This is a genomic window from Pseudomonas sp. JDS28PS106 (assembly GCF_036706555.1).
Taxonomy (GTDB): domain Bacteria; phylum Pseudomonadota; class Gammaproteobacteria; order Pseudomonadales; family Pseudomonadaceae; genus Aquipseudomonas.
Genome location: NZ_JBAJGT010000014.1, coordinates 90,128 through 112,077, shown reverse-complemented (window position 1 = coordinate 112,077; position 21,950 = coordinate 90,128). Strand labels below are relative to the sequence as shown.

Below are 21,950 nucleotides of genomic sequence, written 5' to 3'. Positions count from 1 at the left end.
CACTTGCGCTTCGATCAACCTGTTGCGTTGCTCGTCAGCGGGAGGCGAATTCTACAGCGTTACAACCGCGTGTCAAACTCTTTTTTCTCACCGCTGTCGATCAACCGGATCGACGCTGCTTCTTCGCCGACCTCACTTCAAAACCTTGTAACTCATTGAATCAGAAGGCTTTTTCGTTTCCGTCTGCGCCGGAAGTGGGGCGAATTATAGAGACATTGAGAGGCACGTCAACACTTAATTTCAAGTTTTTACCGAACCGGCCGCCCTTGCCTGTTTCAGGCGCGGAATTCGTCGGGCAATCGCCGGTATTCGGAGCACCAGCAACAGTCCTCCAAGGGAGGCATACAAAGCCCACTCCTTGAGATCGGCCCGCACGATCCAGAACATATGCAGCAAGCCGAGCCCCAGCACTATATAGATAAGCCGATGCAGCTTCTTCCAGCGCGCGCCCAGTCGACGCTGGCTGTAACGATTGGATGTCACTGCGAGTGCCAGCAGTCCCAGGAAAGCTATCGCTCCCACAATGATGTAGGGCCGCTTGACCAGCTCCACTCCCAACTGCCCCCAATCCAGTCCGAGGATGAACAGCGCATACATCGTCATGTGCAGCACGACGTAAGCGAAACACCAGAGCCCGAGCTGGCGGCGCACCACAATCCAGCCCGGCCAGCCGGTCAGCTTCTGCAATGGCGTCATCGCCAGGGTAATGAGCAACAGTATGAGCGTGCCCAGACCGAACCTGTCGACCAGCACCTTGCCCGGGTCCGGCCCGAGCGCGAAAATCCAGGCCTCATAAAGCCACAGTACCGGCGCTATGCAGGCGGCAATGAAAACAACGAGACGCCAGAGCGGATACTTCATCAATAGTCCTTCCTCAGATCCATCCCGCTATATAGAGAAGCGACCTCCTCGGCATAGCCGTTGAACATTTCCGTCTGCCGCACATTGGGGCTGAACAGCCCGCTCGGTAGCCTGCGCTCCCGGGCCTGAGTCCAGCGCGGATGGTCCACGGTCGGGTTGACGTTGGCATAGAAGCCGTACTCGTTGGCCGCAATACTCTGCCAGGTAGTCTTGGGCTGTTCGCTGACAAGACTGATGCGCACGATCGATTTGACGCTCTTGAAACCATACTTCCACGGCACGACCAATCGCAGCGGAGCACCGTTCTGGTTTGGCAGTTCGCGCCCATACATGCCCACTGCGAGAATCGCCAGTGGATGCATCGCCTCGTCCAGTCTCAGCCCCTCCACGTAAGGCCAGTCGATCAACGCGAAATCCGAACGTTGCCCCGGCATTGCCTTGGGGTCCTTGAGCGTTTCAAAGCGAATGTATTTCGCGCTAGACGTCGGCTCGACCCGCTTGAGGAGTTCGGAAATGGGGAAGCCTATCCAGGGAATGACCATGGACCAGGCCTCGACGCAGCGAAGCCGGTAGATGCGTTCTTCGAGCTGATACGGAGTCAGGAAGTCTTCCAGCGCATAGCGACCGGGTTTGCCCACTTCGCCATCGACCACGACTGTCCAGGGTTCGGTCTTCAAGGCGCCCGCGTTGGCCGCCGGATCGCCCTTGTCGGTACCGAACTCATAGAAGTTGTTGTAGTGGGTCGCGTCCTTGAACGGGGTGATCGCCTCGCCCTGGACAGTGACGGCTTCGGGGCGAGTAGCGGCAAGTTTTTCGCCTAGCCATGCCGGCGGCTTGCCCGCCTCCACGTCCGGATACCGGGCAGCATCCGCCGCACCTGCCCAGCCTGGCAGCGTGGAGGCCGCAAGGCCAGCCATGGAGCCGGCGAGCAGAGAGCGTCGGGAGAGGTAGATGGATTCTGGCGTGACGTCCGACTCTTTGCAGGCGGACGCCGATAGCAATTTGATCAGCATGATGACTCCGTAGCCAAAGGAACTGATGCACCAAAGGTCTACGGAGTATGAGCCTAAACCCGACTCAATCGAACGTCTTGCGGCGACGCATCCGCAATAAATATTGCGCGGGACCGGACAGCGCATAGCCCAGGAAAATCAGCAGCAGAATACGCGGCGGATCGCTGAACACGACAGCGAACACCAGCACGACCGCCAGAATCGCCACGAAGGGTACACGGCCCTTGAGGTCCAGCTCCTTGAAACTGTTGTACTTGATGTTGCTCACCATCAGCATGCCGGCGGCGGCAACCAGCAAGGCCACCAGGAATGACAGCTTCGAACCCTGAATACCGAAGTCGCTGAACGCCCATACCGTACCGGCCACTACACCCGCCGCTGCGGGGCTGGCCAGGCCGATGAAGTAGCGCTTGTCGGCCTTGCCCACCTGGGTGTTGAAGCGGGCCAGACGCAGTGCCGCACCGGCGACATAGATGAACGCCACCATCCAGCCGACCTTGCCCATGTCACCCAGCGCCCAGCCGAAGGCCAGCAACGCGGGGGCCACGCCGAAAGCGACCATATCCGACAACGAATCGTACTCGGCGCCGAAGGCGCTCTGGGTGTTGGTCATACGCGCGACGCGGCCATCCAGGCCATCAAGCACCATGGCGACGAAAATGGCGATGGCGGCAAAGGCGAAGTATTTGCTCGCGCCGGCGGTGTCGCCCGCGCTCATGGCGCTTTGCGCGCTCATCGAGCTGATGATGGAGTAGAAACCGGCGAACAGATTCGCGGTGGTGAACAGGTTGGGCAGCAGATAGATGCCGCGGTGGCGGACCTTGCGCCCTTCGGCGTCACGGCCCTCCTCCACATGTTCATCGATCGGCAGCAGACTTTCGGCGTCGGAGGCCTTGTTCGGCTCCTCGGGACGTTCGCTCATGGACATTACCTTGCAGCGGTTTGAAAAAATTCGACAGAGGTCTGCGGCGAGCGTTCGCCGGCAAACGATGCAGCTTTATACCAGAGCCTTGCCCCATAACGAAAAAACGCGGCCATCGGGCCGCGTTCTTTCAAGCGCTCAGAACTCAGTTCTTGGCTTTGTCGACAATCTTGTTCGCCGCGATCCAAGGCATCATCGAGCGCAGTTGCTCGCCGATGACTTCGATGCCGTGAGCGGCGTTGTTACGACGCTTGGCGGTCATCGATGGATAGCCGGTGGCGCCTTCGCTGATGAACATCTTGGCGTATTCGCCGTCCTGGATGCGCTTGAGAGCATTGCGCATGGCCTGACGGGATTCGGCGTTGATGACTTCAGGACCGGTCACGTACTCGCCGTATTCGGCGTTGTTGGAGATCGAGTAGTTCATGTTGGCGATACCGCCTTCGTACATGAGGTCAACGATCAGCTTGAGTTCGTGCAGGCACTCGAAGTAAGCCATTTCAGGCGCGTAGCCTGCTTCGACCAGGGTTTCGAAACCGGCCTTGACCAGCTCGACGGTGCCGCCGCACAGAACGGCCTGCTCGCCGAACAAGTCGGTTTCGGTTTCGTCCTTGAAGGTGGTTTCGATGATGCCGGTACGGCCGCCGCCAACGCCCGAAGCGTACGACAGAGCAACGTTCTTGGCATTGCCCGACGCGTCCTGGTAGACCGCGATCAGGTCAGGAATACCGCCGCCTTTGACGAATTCGGTACGAACGGTGTGACCAGGCGCTTTCGGCGCGATCATGATCACGTCCAGGTCGGCGCGTGGCACGACCTGGTTGTAATGGATAGCGAAGCCGTGGGAGAAAGCCAGGGTCGCGCCCTGCTTGAGGTTCGGCTCGATTTCGTTCTTGTACAGCTGACCCTGGAATTCGTCCGGAGTCAGGATCATGACGACGTCGGCGGCGGCGACAGCGGCAGCCACGTCGGTGACTTTCAGGCCATGTGCTTCAGCTTTGGCGACAGTAGCCGAACCCTTGCGCAGGCCGACAGTCACGTCAACGCCGGAGTCTTTCAGGTTGCACGCCTGAGCGTGGCCCTGAGAGCCGTAACCGATGATGGCGACTTTCTTGCCCTGGATGATGGAAAGGTCGCAGTCTTTGTCGTAGAAAACTTTCATGGAATTCCCCTGTTATCTCGGCCTTCAGGCCATTTTTGCAAAATGAATCAGATGCTCAGCACTTTGTCGCCGCGGGCAATGCCCGTGACGCCGCTGCGTACGGTTTCAAGGATAGCGGTCGTGCCGATGGCCTGAATGAAGCTGTCCAGTTTGTCGCTGGTGCCGCTCAGCTGCACGGTGTACACACTGGCGGTCACGTCGACGATCTGGCCGCGGAAGATGTCCGTGGTGCGCTTGATCTCGGCGCGCTGGGCGCCGGTCGCCTTGACCTTGACCAGCATCAGTTCGCGCTCGATGTGCGCGCTCTCCGACAGATCGACCAGCTTGACCACTTCGACCAGCTTGTTGAGGTTCTTGGTGATCTGCTCGATCACTTCATCGTGGCCTACCGTGGTCAGCGTCAGACGCGACAGGGTCGGGTCCTCGGTCGGTGCCACGGTCAGGCTTTCGATGTTGTAGTTACGCTGCGAAAACAGGCCGACGACACGAGACAACGCACCCGGTTCGTTTTCCAGCAGAAGGGAAATGATGTGCCGCATGATTATGTCCGCTCCGTCTTGCTCAACCACATATCGCGCATGGAGCCGTCCTTGATCTGCATCGGATAGACGTGCTCGGTGACATCGACCTGAATGTCGAGGAACACCAGACGATCCTTCATGGCGAATGCTTCTTCCATTTTCGGCTTGAGGTCCTTGAGGTCGGTAATGCGCATGGCGACATGACCGTAAGCCTCGACCAGCTTGACGAAGTCAGGCAGCGATTCCATGTACGAGTGCGAGTGACGAGCGCCGTAGCTCATGTCCTGCCACTGACGCACCATGCCCAGAACACCGTTGTTGAGCAGGATGATCTTCACCGGCAGGTCGTACTGCAGGCAGGTCGACAGCTCCTGGATGTTCATCTGGATGCTGCCCTCGCCGGTCACGCAGGCGACGTCGGCATCCGGAAAGTTCAGCTTGACGCCCATCGCGGCCGGGAAACCGAAGCCCATGGTGCCCAGGCCGCCGGAGTTGATCCAGCGATTGGGCTTGTTGAAGCGGTAGTACTGGGCGGCGAACATCTGGTGCTGACCGACGTCCGAGGTCACGAAGGCATCGCCCTTGGTGACTTCGCACAGGGTTTCGATCACTTTCTGCGGCTTGATGACCGAGCCGTCGCCGCGGTTGTACGGGAACAGGTCGCCGCCGGCGCGCCATTCGTCGATCTGCTTCCACCAGGCCGCGACGGCCTGCTGTTCAGGTTTCTGACCGATGTCCTTGAAGGTGGCGACCATCTCGGTCAGCACGCTTTCGACCGGACCGACGATAGGCACGTCAGCCTTGATGGTCTTGGAGATCGAAGCCGGGTCGATGTCGATATGGATGATCTTGGCATTCGGGCTGAATTTCGCCGCGCCATTGATGACCCGGTCATCGAAACGGGCACCTACGGCCAGGATCGCGTCCGTGTTGTGCATCACCATGTTGGCGGTGTAGCTGCCGTGCATCCCCAGCATGCCTACGAACTGGCGATCGGTGCCTGGATAGCCACCCAGACCCATCAGGGTATTGGTGACCGGCGCGTCGAGCAGTTGAGCCAGCTCGGTCAACTGAGCCGAGCCGTTGCCCATGACCACACCACCACCGGCATAGATCACCGGACGCTTGGCCGCGAGCAGCATCTCCACAGCCTTGCGGATCTGGCCCGAGTGACCGCGAACCGCCGGGCTGTACGAACGCAGCTTGGCTTTCTTGGGGAAAACGTATTCGAATTTTTCCGCCGGGTTGGTCATGTCCTTGGGGATGTCGACCACGACCGGACCGGGACGGCCCGACTGCGCGAGGTAGAAGGCTTTCTTGAGGACTTCGGGGATTTCCGACGCATGCTTGATCATGAAGCTGTGCTTCACGATCGGACGGGAGATACCGATCATGTCGGTTTCCTGGAAGGCATCGGTGCCCACCAGCGTGCTCGCCACCTGACCCGACAGTACGACCATCGGGATCGAGTCCATGTATGCCGTGGCGATACCCGTAATAGCGTTGGTTGCGCCCGGACCCGATGTGACCAGCACCACACCGGCCTTGCCCGTCGCGCGAGCGTAGCCGTCGGCCATGTGCGTGGCCGCCTGTTCGTGACGAACGAGGATGTGTTTTACAGCGGGTTCCTTGAACAGCGCGTCGTACACATGCAGAAGGGCACCACCCGGATACCCGTAAATGTACTCAACGCCCTCGTCACGCAAAAAGCGGACGACCATTTCAGCGCCTGATAAAAGCTCCACGTTGTTCACCTCTAAAACGCTAGATTACCGTCCATCCGGGACGGGTCTTGATAGGTTTTACTGCCAAGCAGAGCATGAGCGACGGTGGTCGCCGACTACGTCAGCACTGACTGAGCAAGTATTGGGATGTCCCTGAGTGTTGCGGAACATTCCCACCCAGCGCGAGGTAACGCGTTGCGGGTGTTACAGGTCGGCGCGGGTGTGCGCCTCATGATCTACTGAGAGAGTCTGCTTCTGGCAGTCCTTCTACAGCGAACTTTGGATTGTTGTGATTCGACTGCCTCAAGTCAAGTCATCGTTGCGCTTTCTTCCTACCGCGCCGCTCCGGACATGCGTTTCGGACGCCATCCCGACGATATGATATTTTCGGGCGCACAGGTATTTTCAAGGAAGCAGCATGCGTTGGATGATCCTTAGCGCCGCATTGGCGATGGCCCCGAGCGCCAGCCAGGCCGCCACGGTCTACAAATGGGTCGATGCCCAGGGCACTACCCATTTCGACGCCCAGCCTCCAGCGGGCCAGCAGGTACAGCGCATCGACGTGCAAAGGCCGGCGCCGCCTTCCACAGCCGATACGCCCGCGGGTGACGATATCGAAGGTGCCGCGCAGCAGCGCAACATCGACGCCAGGGTCAAGGAACAGATCAGGGAACAGGAGACCCGCCGCTCGGAGAACTGCGAGGCGTTGCGCACCAACCTCTCTCAGCTGCGCAACAACCCACGGGTACGGGAGGCGACGGAAGACGGGAGCCGCCGCCTGACGGAAGCCGAGCGCAAGTCGCGCATCGAGGAAACGGAAAAGGCCATCAGCGACAACTGCCGTTGATGGCGCTGCCGATGATCATCCCGCTTCGGTGATGAGCTGATCGAATCTGGCCAGATGCTGTTGCAGCGCCCTGGCCTCGGCCTGCCGGCCGGAATACACCATTTCCGCCATTTCCAGAATGCCCGACGCATTGGGCAGCGGCAGGTCCTGTTCAAGGATGACTTTCATCCGCGGCAGGAATATCCACTGCAACCACTGCGCGAATTCCAGGGTATCGACGCAGAACGGTTCCGGACTGGCAAGCGCCAGTTCGCTGGGCGAGACGCTGTCCCACCAGCCCAGCGCGCGCAGTTCGCGTTCGATCAGCAACAGCTGCTCGGCGACTTCCGGCAAACGCTTGTCCATCACGAACCCGCTTTCTGTCGCGCCAGGGCAGCACCCGCCGAATCACCCTGCTTCTCACGGGCCTGGGCGATCAGTTCCCACAAGCTGGCCTGCAGACTCGCACGACCATTGGCGTAAGTCAGGCCACGACGAGCCAGCTGCTCGGCCTGGGCCGCATCACCCTGGGCCAGACGGACCTGAGCCAGACGATACAGGACTTGCGGTTCGCGAGGCGCCACGCGTTGCGCTCGTTCCAGGCTGGACGAAGCGCCATTCAGGTCGCCGCCGCTCTGCTGTTGCTGGGCAGTGGTCAGCAGCGCCAGGACCGGGCCGTCCAGTTGCTCGTCGGCGGACAGGCCGCCGCTGCCGGACGGGATTCCGGTGGGTACGGAGGCCGGCGCGCTGTAGGTGTTGCCTGCCGGCGCCGTGTTGATCGGTGCCTGATTGACCGGAGCGGTGTCGATCGGCGGCGTGTCCACCGAGAACGGCGCCTGATTATTGGGCGTGTAGACCTGGCTGGACTGACCCGCGCCCGGCACCATCACCACCACGCCGGAATCCTGGGGAACCGCCTGTTGCTGCTGCAGCGGAACGGTTCGGGTCGTGTAGGTGGTGCTACTGCTGCGCGACGACGATGAAACCCGTTCGCCGTTGGACACTTTCGAGCTCGAATCCACGACTGGAATCGAGCCACGTTGAACGCTGGCACAGCCGTTGAGCAGGGCCAGGGCCGTTAAAGCCGGAATCCAGATTTTCTTCACTTCAAACCCTCATTGCTTAGTTCAACCAGCCCTTGACCCAGTCCATCACCTCGGTGGCAGGCGCCGGAGCACCGCCGCAGGTTGCGCCGGGTTGTGGCTCACTGCCGCGAATATACGGCATCTGCACGGCGTTCGGGCAGGTGGAATCAGAGCCCTGCCCGGTCTGGGCGTCGACCCACGCCTGGGTGACATTGTCCGGCATGGCCATGTCGAGCGGCAGCGGATCGGCCTTGCGCATGAAACTGGTCCAGACCTGCAACGCGCCGGTGGCACCGGTAAATGGCGTCTTGCCGTTATCGTCGCGCCCCATCCACACCACGGCCAGCAGATCCTGACTGAAACCGGCGAACCAGCTGTCACGCGAATCGTTACTGGTACCGGTCTTGCCAGCCAGATTCAGAGAACCCGGCAGTACGCTGTAGACCGATTTGCCGGTACCTTCGCGCATGACCCGCTGCATGGCGTTCTGAACCAGGTAGATCGCGCCCGGATCGAAGCGCTGTTCAATCTGGAACGGATAACGCTTGAGCGGCTCGCCCTCGGCAGTCAGCACGCTGCGGATACCGCGCATTGGCGTGTTGAAGCCACCACTGGCGATCGTCTGGTACATGGTCGCCACTTCCATCGGCGTCAGCCCGCCCGCGCCCAGCAGCATGGACGGGAACTGCGGCCACTCGCGACTCACGCCAAGCTTCTTGAGTGTCTTGAAGACATTAGGAATGCCCAGGTCGAGACCCAGTTTTGCCGTGGACAAGTTGTAGGAATGCGCCAGCCCTTGGTACAGGAAAATGTTCCCATGGGGACGCCGGTCGTAGTTCTGCGGTTTCCACACCTGACCGTCGGCACCCTTGACCTGGAACGGCTGGTCGGAGACCCAGCTGGTCAGTGTGTACTGGCTTGGTCGTTCCAGCGCGGTCAGGTAAATGGCCGGCTTGACCAGCGAGCCGATGGGTCGCACGGCGTCGATGGCACGGTTGAAACCGGCGAATCCGGCCTGCCGACTGCCCAGCAAGGCCTGCACTTCGCCCGTCTCGGGATTGGTCACGACCATCGCCGCTTCCACTTCGTCCGAGCCTTTGCGACCCGCCAGACGCTTGAACGTCTCGTCCATGGCCGCCTGCGACTTCATCTGCAGAATCGGATCGAAGCTGGTGAAGATGCGCAGGCCCTCCTCGGTCAAGTCTTCGTCGCGATAGTCTTCGCGCAATTGACGTTTGACCAGATCCAGGAAGCCGGGGAACGAGCTGTCCGCCAGACTGCCGGTGCGCGTCACGCCCAGCGGCATCTTCTTCGCCGCGGCTACCGCCTCGGCAGTGGCGACGCCCTGCTGTTCGAGCAGATCGAGCACCAGATTGCGGCGTTCGAGCGCCCGCTCCGGATTACGGCGCGGATTGTAATAGGACGGCCCTTTGACCAGTCCGACCAGCATCGCCACTTGATGGAGTTTCAGCTCCGACAACGGCTGGCTGAAGAAATACTGGCTCGCCAGCCCGAAGCCGTGGACCGCCCGCTGTCCGTCCTGCCCGACGAAGACTTCGTTCAGGTAAGCCTCGAGGATCTCCTGCTTGCTGTAATGAAGCTCAAGCAGCATCGACATCATGGCTTCGGTGAGCTTGCGGGTCAGGCTGCGCTCGCTGGTCAGGTAGAAGTTCTTGACCAGCTGCTGGGTCAGCGTACTGCCGCCCTGGCGTCCGCCCTGGGTGGTGTTGACCCACAGCGCACGGGCGATGGACTTCGGCGACACGCCCCAATGGTGATAGAAGTCGCGGTCTTCGACCGTGATCAAGGCATCCAGCAGGTAAGGCGGCGCCTGATCCAGCTTGATCAGGATGCGGTCTTCGAGATTCTTCGGATACAGCCCGCCGATCAGCAGGGGTTCAAGGCGCGCCACGGCCAGCTTGGCGCCATTGGCCGCAGACAGTTGAGCGACGTAATCGCCGGAGAAGCGCACGCGGATCTGCTGCGCCGGGTCGGTCCCCTCGTAGAACTGGAAGCCACGGGTGTTGAGGTCGACCGTATTGCCATTGACCGAAGCAGCGCCCGGCCCGTTGGTGACGCTTTCGCGACGGTAGCCCAGGGCATCCAGTTCGATGAGGAAATCATCGCGGCTCAGCTTCTGGCCGACAAACAGTTCCAGCGGCCGTGCGTAGACCTTGGCGGGAATCATCCAGCGCTTGCCGGAGAATTTTTCCTGGACGATGGCGTCGAGGTACACAGCGACGCCGGCGAGAATCACCAACCCTACGATACTGAGTTTCAGGGCCCAGCCCAGCCACTTGCGCAGGCCGCCGGAGGGTTGTTTTTTTGCTTTGCGAGAGGTACGGGATCGAGTCATGGGCGCGGATTATACGCACTTTGCCAATGATCGACAGACACCGGGAACGGCGGTTTGCAGCGCTGCGCCGAGCGGCCATAATGGCGGCCATCCGCAACTACATTCATCCATCTTGAAGGATCGCCCGTGAGCCAGTCACTGATCGCAGCCCTGCAGAACCCGGCCCTGTTCGAGCACCCTGTGGAGGGTTTTCAGGTCATCGAGACCCACATTTCCTGGGTCCTGCTCACCGGCCCTTACGTCTACAAATTCAAGAAACCGGTCAACTTTGGTTTTCTGGATTTCACCAGCCTTGAAGCGCGCGAACACTTTTGCAAGGAAGAACTGCGCCTGAACCAGCGCCTCACCGAGGATTTGTATCTGGAAGTGATTCCAGTGACGGGCTCGCCGGATGCGCCGCAGCTGGGCGGCAATGGCGAGGTCATCGAGTATGCGCTCAAGATGCGCCAGTTTTCCCAACAGGGACTGCTCAGCACGCTACAGGCCAATGGTGAGCTGACCGTGGCGCACATCGATCAACTGGCGCGCCAGATCGCTGATTTCCACCTCGAAGCTCCGCGTGTCCCCGCCGAAAACGAGCTAGGCTCGCCGCAGAGCGTGATGGCTCCGGTCACACAGAACTTCGAGCAGATCCGCCCACTGATCAGCGAAGCGGCCGACCTCGCACAGCTTGCAGCCCTGCAAGCCTGGGCCGAGTCGAGCTTCGAGCGGCTCAAACCACTGTTGGCCCAGCGCAAGGCCGACGGCTTCATCCGCGAATGCCACGGCGATATCCACCTCGGCAACGCGACCGTGATCGACGGCCGCGTGGTGCTGTTCGACTGCATCGAGTTCAACGAGCCGTTCCGCATGACCGACGTGTACGCCGATATCGGTTTTCTCGCCATGGACCTGGAAGATCGCGGACTCAAGTCGCTGTCGCGCCGCCTGATTACCCAGTATCTGGAAGTGACCGGCGACTACCAGGGCCTGGAGCTGCTGAATTTCTACAAGGCTTACCGCGCGATGGTGCGCGCAAAAGTTTCGCTGTTCAGCCTGTCTCCCGACGCCGACGGTGTGCAACGCGCCGCCACGCTGCGCCAGTATCGCAACTACGCCAATCTGGCCGAGAGCTACAGCGCGATTCCGTCGCGGTTCCTGGCAATCACTCACGGCGTCTCGGCTGTCGGCAAGAGCCACGTTGCCATGCGCCTTGTCGAGTCACTGGGCGCGGTGCGCCTGCGCTCCGATGTCGAGCGCAAGCGCATGTTCGCCGGCCAGGACGAATCCCTGTATGGCGCGCAAGCCAGTGAGGCGACCTACGCACGTCTTCATGAGCTGGCCGGCCAGGTGCTGCGTGCAGGCTTCCCAGTGGTGATCGACGCGACCTATCTCAAGCGTGATCAACGCGAGGCCGCCGCCGAGGTGGCGGAAACCACGGGCGTGCCGTTCGTGATCCTGGACTGCCAGGCCCCGCAAGCGGTGATCGAAGGCTGGCTGGCGCAGCGACAGGCCGAGAGTCAGGACCCGTCCGATGCGACGCTTGAGGTAATCGCCGCACAGCAAGCGGGTCGCGAGCCGTTGAGCGACGCCGAGCTGTCACGCAGCAAGCAGGTGCAAACCCATATCGGCAGCGATATGGACGATCTGGTCGATCAGCTTCGCCAGCGTCTTCCAGGTCTGTGACGCAGTTGTCGGGCCGTTAGGCGGGAGCCGCTTCACGGCCCGACAATAGTGGCTATATACTGGCGCCATAATCCCAACACACTCCGGAAGACCGCAATGAGCCAGCCTAAACAGATCGATTCGCCGCTCTACCTGCTGCTGCGCAAGGATGACGTCGAAGGCTTCAATCAGGAAAAGCCCAGGACCGGGACGATCGACATGAAAGGCGGCGACTTCCGGGGGCTGGATCTGCGCGAGCTGGACACCACCGGCATTGACTTCACGGACGCCTATTTCCGCTCTGCGGATCTGCGCGGCCTTGATCTGCGCAATACGCCGATGGAAGGCGCCAGCATTGCTCATGCACAGATTTCCGGTGCGTATTTCCCGGCTGAGCTGTCGGCAGATGAAATTCTCATGTCGGTGAATTTCGGGACACGCCTGCGCTACCGCACTCGTTGAACCGCTAACGGCCCGTATGTGCAATGCATACGGGCCTTCTCGAAAGCCAGTCTTCATCATTCATCCATCAGACCTCATTCAGCATCGCGCCCCGTTCGATGCGTCGATTACGCACATTCTGAAAAAGCTTGTTGACAGCTAAATGATAATCGTTATTATTATCACAACTGGTCGCGAGACTGGTCGGTAAGCTGAAAGGCCTTGGTTCGGGCTTTCAGATTATCTCCTCATCAGGCTAATCACGGTTTTTGACCCGGCTCTTTGCCGGGTCTTTTTTTGTGTGCTGTTATCGCCAGCAGATCCATCGCCAGCAAGCTGGCTCCTACGGGAGCCCGGCGTGCACTGACTCGCGATCTGACGCGAAGCGGCAGCATAACCATTTGCCGGGCATGTATCGGTAGGAGCCAGCTTGCTGGCGATCCGATGCCTTAATAACCGCCGTAACCCGTGTCTTCCAGTACACCCAGCTGCCCCAGCAAATCGTCCAGCAGACTCGAAGCTCCCAGTCGTATCCGGTCGTGGGTTATCCATTGAGGGCCGAAGCGTTTGCGGGCCAGCTCCATGAAGGTCACGGCATCGTCCAGCGTCCTGAGGCCGCCAGCCACCTTGAGTCCGACTTGCCCGCCTACCTCGGCGATGGCTTCGAGCATGATCCGCACGGCTTGCGGGGTCGCATGTGCGGGACTCTTTCCGGTGCCGGACTTGATGAAATCGGCGCCACCGCCAATAGCGCCTTCACAGGCATGACGGATGATCTGCGGATCACGCAACTCCCCGCTTTCCAGCGTTACGGTCAAGCGCACTGACTCAGGACAGGCGTCCCGACAGGCGGCGACCAGTTCACCTCCAATCCGCTGGTCGCCGGTCAACAGCGCGCGGTAGGGATAAACCAGATCCACCTCGTCGGCGCCCGCACTGACCGCAGCCCGCAATTCGGAAACCGCCGCCGCGACATTCGCGCCACCGTAGGGAAAATTGACCGCCGCGATGACCCGGACGTGCCGCGCATCCCGGCGATCCAGCAGGGTCCGGGCCAGACACACGAACCTTGGCTGGACACAGAGTCCGGCGACCGTTCCCAGGGGCGTCAGCGCCCGGCGACACATACCGCTGACCCGTTGTTCGGTTTCATCGTGATTGAGAGCAAAAAGTTCGAGCAACCCCAGCGCCTGACGCGCCAGCCGCTCCTGTTCGTTTGTCATTTCGGTCATGGACGTCCGCTCCGCAAAAACCAGGAGCAGCACGATAGACGAGTCGAGTGACGAAGAATCTGCCCAAGGGCAATTAGCGAGATAGATTACAGCGATACCGGAATTGTCCTAATACGGCTGTCTTTTTGACCTTGTAGGCAAGGTTCAGGATAAAGCGGCGGTGTACCACACATAGTCGGCGCTGCCCGGCTCGACATGCTCGCCCTTGCAGGCCAGTCGCAATACGACGACTTGTCCCTTTTCGCCAAGGTCGCTCAGTCGATGCGCGATATCGGCATCCTCATTCATCCGCCTGGCGTCCGCGAACAGCATCACTGGCGCGGGCGCATCGAGCAGGCGTTGCGCGATGTCCCGAAGCCCGACATCGGGATCGCTGAAGTCGAGTCCGGCGGACAACAGTGCCCAGGGCTGGGCGAAAGCAAATCGCAGGACAGGCCCGTAGACGTCCCAGTCCCACTCAGGCTCCCATTCCAGACGGGCACGCAGATCCACCGGCTCGCGGGAGGTCTTGAGGCTGGCGCGGATCTCGTCGACATGAGCCTGCTGGCTGGACTTGAGCATTTCGAGCAGCAGGCTGCCCTGGGGACGACGGTCGCCCAGCGCTTGCAACAGCCAGAGCTGCAAGGCGTGGTGGTCGGGGTTGTTGCGCTGCTCACCCACCAGCACATACGCGGCCGTCGCCAGACGCTCGGCAAGCTGCCGCGCCGTCAGCAATTGTCCACTCTTGAGGTCGCGAATCATGCCTGCACCCAAATGCTCACATCAACGGAGTTCGCCAAGCCTGTATATTCCGCACCGAAAGCGGCTCATTGGCAATAGACGATCCGCAAGCGAGCATTTTCAGAACGGCGCCTCGACATACGGCATATCGGCCATTGAGGGTGCTCAGCGTCCAAAGGTCAAGCCCAACGGAGTCATATTGATATTCCTCTGCGCCAGCAACGAACTCGGAAACGGACAGAGCCGGGGTTTCAACATCGAAGGTTTCCGGCTGCTTGTCGTGCGCCGTGCCGGGCAGGTCTTCGCCTACAAGAACCACTGCCCGCACCGCGGCATTCCCCTGGAATGGGAACCTGATCGCTTTCTCGACCCCAGCGCCAGTCTGCTTCGCTGTGCCAGCCACGGCGCGCTGTTTCTGATCGAGAACGGCGAGTGCGTGGCCGGGCCGTGCGAAGGTCAGTCGCTGACCGCGCTGGTTTGCGAAGAAAACGCCAGCGGCATCTGGGTCCGGCTGCCGGACGAAGACGACTGATCCGGCGCGCATGCCCACACGACCTGCAAAGGTCGATCGATGCGAACCTCTTCCGGGGTCAGCGCGACGCCGTAGGCCAGTACCCGCACGCCTGTTTCGATCGCTTCGCGCAGTGCCGCCGCATAGGCTGGATCGACTTCCTCGGCGGGCCGCACGGCCTGGATACCGGTCAGATTCACGCAATACAGCAGCACCGCCGGAGTGCCGTTGCGAGCCAGCGCCGCCAGCTCGCGCAAATGACGTGCGCCCCGCTGGGTCACCGCATCGGGAAACGCGGCGACGGTCGAATCGTCGAATCCCAGCGTCACACTCTTCACTTCCAGATACAGAAAGCCGTCAGGGTATTCCAGGCGAAAATCGACCCGGCTTTTCTCTACGCCGTAGGCTACTTCGCGCTTGAGGCCGGTGAAGCCGGCAAGCTCGGTGATGACGCCTGCGCGCAGCGCCTCTTCGACCAGCCCGTTGGCGCGCCCGGTGTTGATACACGCCAGACGCCCCTGCGGCGTTTCGCTGATTTCCCAGGTGCCCGGCAACTTGCGCTTGGGGTCGCTGGAGCGGCTGAACCAAACCTCCCCGCCCGGCATCATGCAGTTGAGCATCGAGCCGGTATTGGGACAGTGGATGGTCAGCTGCTCGCCGCTGTCGGTTTCGATATCCGCCAGGAAGCGCTTGTAGCGCGTCACCAACCGGCCTCGTTCAAGTTCAGGGACGAAGCGCATCAGCCTTGCCAGCTCCGCAAGCCGCGGGCTATGCGCGCGACCGCTTCTTCCAGGCGCGGCAGGCTCTGGGTATAGGCGAAACGCACATGGTGCCCGGCCTGGTAATGGCCGAAGTCCAGCCCCGGCGTGAACGCCACGTGTTCGGTTTCCAGGAAATGCCGGCAGAAGGCGAAGGCGTCACCGCCGAACGCGCTGATATCGGCGTAGAGGTAGAACGCGCCTTCCGGCTCGACGGCGATACCGAAACCCAGTTCGCGCAAGGCCGGCAGCAAATAGTCGCGGCGGCGGGCGAACTCGGCGCGCCGCTCCTCGAAGATGGCCAGAGTTTGCGGCTCGAAGCAGGCCAGCGCGGCATGTTGTGCCATGGTCGGCGCGCTGATGTAGAGGTTCTGAGCGAGCTTTTCCAGGTCGGCGACCGCGGCCTGCGGCGCCACCAGCCAGCCGAGCCGCCAGCCGGTCATACCGAAGTATTTGGAGAAACTGTTGAGCACGAAAGCGTCGTCGTCGACTTCCAGCACGCTGCTGGCATCGATGCCGTAGGTGAGGCCGTGATAGATCTCGTCCACCACCAGATGCCCGTTCCGCGCCTTGAGCGTCTGGGACAGCGCCGCCAGCTCGTCCCGATGCAGCAGCATGCCGGTCGGGTTGGCCGGCGAAGCGACCAGCGCGCCGACGCTGTCCTGGTCCCAATACTCGGCGACCCGCTCGGGCGTCAGCTGATAACGCTCCTGCGGCCCGACCGGAACCAGCCTGGCGGAGGCTTCGACCAGTCGCAGGAAGTGACGATTGCAGGGGTAGCCCGGGTCCGCCAGCAGCCAGTGTTTGCCGGGATCGACCAGCAGACTGCTCGCCAGCAACAAGGCGCCTGAACCGCCGGGGGTGATGAGAATTCGCTCCGGATCGATATCGAGCCGGTAGCGCTGGGCATAGAAACCGGCGATGGCTTCACGCAGCGCCGGCAGACCACGAGCAGCGGTGTAACGCGTCTGACCGTTCGCCAGGGCAGCCTGGCCCGCGGCGACGATGGGCGCGGCGGTGGTGAAATCGGGCTCGCCGATTTCCAGGTGAATGACGTCGTGCCCGGCGGCCTGCAATTCATTGGCGCGGGCAAGTAACGCCATGACGTGAAACGGCTCGATCGCGCCGCTGCGCGCGCTGTATGGCTGGACCATGAAACGGGTTCCTTGCGGATGAGGCGTGCTGGCCTTTTCGGGAGGCTGCCAATTCTACTCAACCTGCAAGCTGGCGCCATGGGAGAAACGCGTCGGCAAGCGCCTTCCAATGCAGCGAAAAAGTAACTTGTGACGGCACGCGATCAGCGGAGTTCAGTTAAATGAATATACTTTTCAAAGGCCCGGGATCGGCCGATTCAATCGGGGTCACATGCTCGACAACCGGGAGTAGCGCACTACGATTTGATCTGGTAAGTTCGCCCGCTTGCAGCTGCAGGGCCGACGGGTGTCGGTGATGGAACAATCCTGCGCATAGATTAGAAGAGTTGAGAGGCGGTCCCATACATGCCCACCCAAGAGAAGCAACAGAATCATCTAATCAGCGGCTTTGAACCCTACGTGGAAACGAAGGGCGAGGAGTATATGGGCGAGCCCATGCGCGCGCACTTCACCAAGATCCTGAACAAGTGGAAACAGGACTTGATGCAAGAGGTCGACCGTACGGTAGACCACATGAAGGACGAAGCGGCAAACTTCCCCGACCCGGCCGACCGTGCCAGCCAGGAAGAAGAATTCAGCCTCGAACTTCGTGCTCGCGACCGCGAACGCAAGTTGATCAAAAAGATCGACAAGACGCTGCAACTGATCCTCGACGAAGAATACGGCTGGTGCGAATCCTGCGGTGTCGAAATCGGCATCCGCCGTCTGGAAGCCCGTCCTACCGCCGACCTGTGCATCGACTGCAAGACTCTGGCGGAAATCAAGGAAAAACAGGTCGGCAAATAATCTGTCCACCTGCCGCTTCGCATGAAAAGACGCTTCGGCGTCTTTTTTGTTGCCCGTTGATATACCCCGGCATCCGGCTTGCCCGGCCAGCCGCGCCGCCATTAACATTCGCGCATGAACAACCCTGCCTATATCGGGCGCTTCGCGCCTACTCCAAGCGGCTATCTGCATTTCGGCTCTCTGGTCGCGGCGCTGGCGTCTTATCTCGATGCCCGCGCGGCCGGTGGCAAATGGCTGGTGCGCATGGAAGACCTCGACCCGCCCCGGGAAGTACCGGGCGCCCAGACCGCGATCCTGGAAACCCTGGAGCGCTATGGCTTCGAATGGGACGGGGAGCTGATTCGCCAGAGCGAACGTCATGAGGCTTATGCGGAGGTGCTTCGACGCTGGCTGGCCCAGGGCCTGGCATACGCGTGCACCTGCTCGCGCAAGCAACTGGAAAATTTCAACGGGGTCTATCCCGGATTCTGCCGCGATGCGGGTCATGACTGGGACGCCGCCGCTATCCGCATTCGCGTGCCTGAACTCAAGTACAGTTTCATCGACCGGGTTCAAGGCGCTTTCGACATGCATCTGGGACGTGAAAGCGGTGACTTCGTCATTCGCCGTCGCGACGGGTTGTACGCTTACCAACTGGCGGTCGTCGTCGACGATGCCTTCCAGGGGGTGACCGATATCGTGCGCGGCGCCGACCTGCTGGATTCGACGCCGCGCCAGCTCTACCTGCAGGAACTGCTGGGCGTTGCGCAGCCGCGCTACCTGCATGTGCCGCTGATCACCCAGCCGGACGGCCACAAGCTCGGCAAGTCGTATCGCTCGCCGCCCCTTCCGGCTGATCAGGCGACACCGCTGCTGCTGCGCGCCCTGCGTGCACTAGGACAGCCGACGGCGCCCGAGCTGAACTATGCAAGCGCTGGCGAAGTGCTCAAATGGGGCGTCAAGCACTGGGATGCGACGCTGATTCCCCGCGCATCGAGTATCGAAGAAGCCCGGATAGCCTGATCCAGAGCGGTCGGCGAAAACTCATACGTATAGCTAGTTGCAGGTTGTCCGGCATCCGTTAACATGCCGCTCCTCATCTACCCGCACGGGGAGACCGGATGTACATATACCGATTGGTGCTGCTGCTGGTAGTCGGCATCTACCTGTTCTCCCCGGCCATCATGGACTGGTGGATCGACGCGACCGGGGCCTGGTACCGGCCGTATATGCTCTGGCTGATCCTGATCGTGGTGACCTTCATCCTGCAAAGCCAGCGAGACGCCGATGAGCTTTAGCCTGACGCAGATGCTGCTGGCGAGCGCCGCCTATCTGCTGGTGCTGTTCAGCGTGGCGTGGATCAGCGAACGCGGTCTGATTCCGCGCTGGATCATCCGTCATCCGCTGACCTACACCCTGTCGCTGGGCGTCTATGCCAGCGCCTGGGCGTTCTACGGAACGGTCGGCCTGGCCTATCAGTACGGCTATGGTTTTCTGTCCAGTTACCTGGGGGTGACCGGCGCGTTTCTGCTGGCTCCCGTGCTGCTTTATCCGATCCTGCGCATCACCCGTACCTACCAGCTTTCATCGCTGGCCGATCTGTTCGCCTTTCGTTTTCGCAGCACCTGGGCCGGGGCCCTGACCACGGTGTTCATGCTGATCGGCGTGCTGCCGCTGCTGGCCTTGCAGATCCAGGCCGTGGCCGATTCCATCGGCATCCTGACCCGGGAGCCGGTGCAGGATCGGGTTGCCATCGCCTTTTGTGCGCTGATCACCTTGTTCACCATTTTCTTCGGCTCGCGCCATATCGCGACGCGCGAGAAGCACGAAGGCCTGGTGTTCGCCATCGCCTTCGAATCGGTGATCAAACTGATCGCGCTGGGCGGTATCGGTCTGTATGCGTTGTACGGCGTATTCGGCGGGCCGCAGCAGCTCGAACTATGGCTGTTGCAGAACCAGACCGCGCTTGCGTCGCTGCATGCGCCCTTGCAGGAAGGTCCTTGGCGCACCCTGCTGCTGGTGTTCTTCGCGTCGGCCATCGTGATGCCGCACATGTATCACATGACCTTTACGGAGAACCTCAACCCGCGCGCCCTGGTCAGCGCCAGCTGGGGTCTGCCGCTATTCCTGCTGTTGATCAGCCTGGCAGTGCCCCTGATCCTGTGGGCCGGGCTCAAGCTGGGCGCGACCACCAGTCCGGAATTCTTCACCCTCGGCGTGGGCATCGCGGCGAACAGTAAAGCCTTGGCGCTGCTGGCCTATATCGGCGGGCTCTCCGCGGCCAGCGGGCTGATCATCGTGACCACCCTGGCGCTGTCGGGCATGGCCCTCAACCATCTGGTGCTGCCGCTCTACCAGCCACCGGCGGAAGGCAATATCTACCGCTGGCTGAAATGGACCCGGCGCGGACTGATCGTTGCGATCATTGCCGCCGGCTACGGTTTCTATCTGCTACTGGGCGCGCAACAGGACCTTGCCAATCTGGGCATCGTCGCGTTCGTCGCCACCTTGCAGTTCCTGCCGGGCGTGCTCTCCGTACTGTATTGGCCGACCGCCAATCGCCGTGGTTTTCTGGCCGGCTTGCTGGCAGGCATCGCGGTCTGGACCGTCAGCATGCTGCTGCCGCTGATCGGCAATCTGCAAGGTTTCTACATTCCGCTGCTCAACACCGTCTACGTGCTCGACGACACCAGCTGGCACATGGCGGCCATTGCGTCTCTGGCGGCCAACGTACTGTTCTTCACCCTGGTGTCGCTGTTCACCAATGCCAGCGCCGAAGAGGTCAGTGCCGCGGAAGCCTGCGCGGTGGACAACGTGCGACGTCCGCAGCGACGCGAACTGCATGCGGTGTCGCCGCAGGAATTCGCCACGCAACTGGCCAAGCCACTGGGCGCCAAGGCCGCGCAGAAAGAAGTCGAGCAGGCGCTGCGCGATCTTTACCTGCCGTTCGACGAACGCAGGCCCTACGCGTTGCGTCGCCTGCGCGACCGCATCGAAGCGAACCTGTCGGGGCTGATGGGTCCGAGCGTGGCCCAGGACATGGTCGAAACCTTCCTGCCCTACAAGTCGGGCGGCGAAAAGTATGTGACCGAGGACATCCACTTCATCGAAAGCCGCCTGGAAGACTATCACTCGCGGCTCACAGGTCTGGCCGCCGAACTCGATGCGCTGCGCCGTTATCATCGCCAGACCCTTCAGGAACTGCCGATGGGCGTGTGCTCGCTGGCCAAGGATCAGGAAATCCTGATGTGGAACCGGGCGATGGAAGAGCTCACCGGTGTGCCTGCCCAACGCGTGGTGGGCTCGCGCCTGGAAACCATCCCCGAGCCCTGGAAGGGGCTGCTGACCGGTTTCATCAACGTCCCTGACGAGCACTTGCACAAACAACGGCTGGGTCTCGACGGCCAGACCCGCTGGCTCAACCTGCATAAGGCGGCCATCGACGAGCCGCTGGCGCCGGGCAGCAGCGGGCTGGTGGTGCTGGTCGAGGACCTGACCGACACGCAGATGCTGGAAGACAAACTGGTTCATTCGGAGCGTCTGGCAAGCATCGGTCGTCTGGCGGCGGGCGTCGCTCACGAAATCGGCAACCCGATCACCGGTATCGCGTGTCTGGCGCAGAATCTGCGCGAGGAACGCGAGGAAGACGGTGAACTCACGGAAATCAGCTCCCAGATTCTGGAGCAGACCAAACGGGTGTCGCGCATCGTCCAGTCGCTCATGAGCTTCGCCCACGCCGGCGCTCATCAGAATTCCGACGAAGCCGTCTGTCTGGCCGCCGTCGCTCAGGACGCGATCGGCTTGCTGGCGCTCAACAGACGCAACTTCGAAGTTCAGTTCTACAATCTTTGCGATCCCGAGCACTGGGTCGACGGCGATCCGCAGCGTCTGGCGCAGGTATTGATCAATCTGTTATCCAATGCCCGCGACGCCTCCAGTGCCGGTGGCGCCGTGCGGGTCAAGAGCGAAGCGTCAGAGCATACCGTCGACCTGATCGTCGAAGACGAAGGCACCGGCATTCCGAAGGCAATCATGGACCGATTGTTCGAGCCGTTCTTCACCACCAAGGACCCGGGAGAGGGAACCGGACTGGGCCTTGCACTGGTCTATTCCATCGTTGAAGAGCATTATGGACAAATCACCATCGACAGCCCGGCCGATCCTGTACAGCAACGTGGTACCCGCATCAGGGTAACGTTGCCGCGCCATGTCGAAGCGACGTCCACCGCGAACCGAGACCGTCGAGAGAACTGAA

Annotated in this window: 21 protein-coding genes; 8 read left to right on the top strand and 13 right to left on the bottom strand. The window is 61.2% G+C overall.

All coding sequences use genetic code 11. The annotated features are described in order from the left end of the window. Positions 1–240 precede the first annotated feature (240 nt). The 6 genes from msrQ to TRP66_RS19915 form a co-directional block, all read right to left on the bottom strand. Positions 241–861, bottom strand: coding sequence for a protein-methionine-sulfoxide reductase heme-binding subunit MsrQ (msrQ, locus tag TRP66_RS19940; protein ID WP_333406334.1), 621 nt, complete (start codon positions 859–861; stop codon positions 241–243). Next, positions 861–1,874: a protein-methionine-sulfoxide reductase catalytic subunit MsrP gene (gene msrP, locus TRP66_RS19935; protein WP_333406332.1), complete on the bottom strand. Its 1,014-nt coding sequence runs from the start codon at positions 1,872–1,874 to the stop codon at positions 861–863. Before msrP ends, msrQ begins: the two co-directional genes overlap by 1 nt. 64 nt (positions 1,875–1,938) lie before the next feature. Continuing rightward, positions 1,939–2,796, bottom strand: a complete 858-nt coding sequence (gene pssA / locus TRP66_RS19930) for a CDP-diacylglycerol--serine O-phosphatidyltransferase (RefSeq protein WP_333406330.1) — start codon at positions 2,794–2,796, stop codon at positions 1,939–1,941. Positions 2,797–2,941: 145 nt separating this feature from the next. Then, the gene (ilvC, locus tag TRP66_RS19925) at positions 2,942–3,958 is read right to left on the bottom strand and encodes a ketol-acid reductoisomerase (protein ID WP_333406328.1); all 1,017 of its coding nucleotides are present in this window, start codon (positions 3,956–3,958) and stop codon (positions 2,942–2,944) included. 47 nt (positions 3,959–4,005) lie between these two features. Then, positions 4,006–4,497: an acetolactate synthase small subunit gene (gene ilvN / locus TRP66_RS19920; RefSeq protein WP_333406326.1), complete on the bottom strand. Its 492-nt coding sequence runs from the start codon at positions 4,495–4,497 to the stop codon at positions 4,006–4,008. A 2-nt stretch (positions 4,498–4,499) separates the two neighbouring features. Next, positions 4,500–6,224: an acetolactate synthase 3 large subunit gene (locus TRP66_RS19915; protein WP_333406324.1), complete on the bottom strand. Its 1,725-nt coding sequence runs from the start codon at positions 6,222–6,224 to the stop codon at positions 4,500–4,502. A 397-nt stretch (positions 6,225–6,621) separates the two neighbouring features. On the opposite strand from TRP66_RS19915, the gene TRP66_RS19910 reads away from it, so the two are divergent. Continuing rightward, entirely contained in the window at positions 6,622–7,050 is a 429-nt protein-coding gene (locus tag TRP66_RS19910) for a DUF4124 domain-containing protein (RefSeq protein WP_333406322.1), read from the top strand. A gap of 15 nt (positions 7,051–7,065) precedes the next feature. Here the strand turns inward: TRP66_RS19910 and TRP66_RS19905 are convergent, their stop codons facing one another. From TRP66_RS19905 to mrcB, 3 genes are read right to left on the bottom strand one after another with little or no spacing between them, the layout of a single operon-like run. Next, positions 7,066–7,395: a YqcC family protein gene (locus TRP66_RS19905; protein ID WP_333406320.1), complete on the bottom strand. Its 330-nt coding sequence runs from the start codon at positions 7,393–7,395 to the stop codon at positions 7,066–7,068. Continuing rightward, positions 7,395–8,135, bottom strand: coding sequence for a tetratricopeptide repeat protein (locus TRP66_RS19900; RefSeq protein ID WP_333406317.1), 741 nt, complete (start codon positions 8,133–8,135; stop codon positions 7,395–7,397). The genes TRP66_RS19905 and TRP66_RS19900 overlap by 1 nt, the downstream gene beginning before the upstream one ends. 16 nt (positions 8,136–8,151) lie before the next feature. Further along, the gene (gene mrcB / locus TRP66_RS19895) at positions 8,152–10,470 is read right to left on the bottom strand and encodes a penicillin-binding protein 1B (RefSeq protein ID WP_333406315.1); all 2,319 of its coding nucleotides are present in this window, start codon (positions 10,468–10,470) and stop codon (positions 8,152–8,154) included. Between the two features lie 126 nt (positions 10,471–10,596). On the opposite strand from mrcB, the gene TRP66_RS19890 reads away from it, so the two are divergent. Both TRP66_RS19890 and TRP66_RS19885 read left to right on the top strand, forming a co-directional pair. Further along, positions 10,597–12,135 (top strand): bifunctional aminoglycoside phosphotransferase/ATP-binding protein, encoded by a 1,539-nt coding sequence (locus TRP66_RS19890; protein WP_333406313.1) that lies wholly within the window; start codon positions 10,597–10,599, stop codon positions 12,133–12,135. Positions 12,136–12,231: 96 nt separating this feature from the next. Next, entirely contained in the window at positions 12,232–12,576 is a 345-nt protein-coding gene (locus TRP66_RS19885) for a pentapeptide repeat-containing protein (RefSeq protein ID WP_333406311.1), read from the top strand. A 428-nt stretch (positions 12,577–13,004) separates the two neighbouring features. Here the strand turns inward: TRP66_RS19885 and deoC are convergent, their stop codons facing one another. After that, complete coding sequence (gene deoC, locus TRP66_RS19880) at positions 13,005–13,787, bottom strand: deoxyribose-phosphate aldolase (RefSeq protein ID WP_333406309.1); 783 nt, start codon at positions 13,785–13,787, stop codon at positions 13,005–13,007. Positions 13,788–13,931: 144 nt separating this feature from the next. Beyond that, positions 13,932–14,528 (bottom strand): ChaN family lipoprotein, encoded by a 597-nt coding sequence (locus TRP66_RS19875; protein WP_333406307.1) that lies wholly within the window; start codon positions 14,526–14,528, stop codon positions 13,932–13,934. 178 nt (positions 14,529–14,706) lie between these two features. Here TRP66_RS19875 and TRP66_RS19870 point away from each other — a divergent pair, with 178 nt between their 5' ends. After that, positions 14,707–15,039, top strand: coding sequence for a Rieske (2Fe-2S) protein (locus TRP66_RS19870; protein WP_333406305.1), 333 nt, complete (start codon positions 14,707–14,709; stop codon positions 15,037–15,039). Here the strand turns inward: TRP66_RS19870 and sfsA are convergent. After that, entirely contained in the window at positions 14,964–15,758 is a 795-nt protein-coding gene (sfsA, locus tag TRP66_RS19865) for a DNA/RNA nuclease SfsA (protein WP_333406303.1), read from the bottom strand. The two genes, TRP66_RS19870 and sfsA, sit on opposite strands and share 76 nt — an antisense overlap. Continuing rightward, complete coding sequence (locus TRP66_RS19860; protein WP_333406301.1) at positions 15,758–16,930, bottom strand: pyridoxal phosphate-dependent aminotransferase; 1,173 nt, start codon at positions 16,928–16,930, stop codon at positions 15,758–15,760. Before TRP66_RS19860 ends, sfsA begins: the two co-directional genes overlap by 1 nt. Before the next feature lie 345 nt (positions 16,931–17,275). On the opposite strand from TRP66_RS19860, the gene dksA reads away from it, so the two are divergent. The 4 genes from dksA (at position 17,276) to TRP66_RS19840 (ending at position 21,949) form a co-directional block, all read left to right on the top strand. Beyond that, entirely contained in the window at positions 17,276–17,716 is a 441-nt protein-coding gene (gene dksA, locus TRP66_RS19855; protein WP_333406299.1) for an RNA polymerase-binding protein DksA, read from the top strand. A 114-nt stretch (positions 17,717–17,830) separates the two neighbouring features. Beyond that, positions 17,831–18,718, top strand: a complete 888-nt coding sequence (gene gluQRS / locus TRP66_RS19850; RefSeq protein ID WP_333406297.1) for a tRNA glutamyl-Q(34) synthetase GluQRS — start codon at positions 17,831–17,833, stop codon at positions 18,716–18,718. A 98-nt stretch (positions 18,719–18,816) separates the two neighbouring features. Next, positions 18,817–18,993, top strand: a complete 177-nt coding sequence (locus TRP66_RS19845) for a hypothetical protein (protein WP_002552060.1) — start codon at positions 18,817–18,819, stop codon at positions 18,991–18,993. After that, a complete protein-coding gene (locus TRP66_RS19840; RefSeq protein WP_333406220.1) occupies positions 18,983–21,949 on the top strand; it encodes a sensor histidine kinase in 2,967 nt (988 codons plus the stop codon). Before TRP66_RS19845 ends, TRP66_RS19840 begins: the two co-directional genes overlap by 11 nt. Position 21,950: the final 1 nt, after the last annotated feature.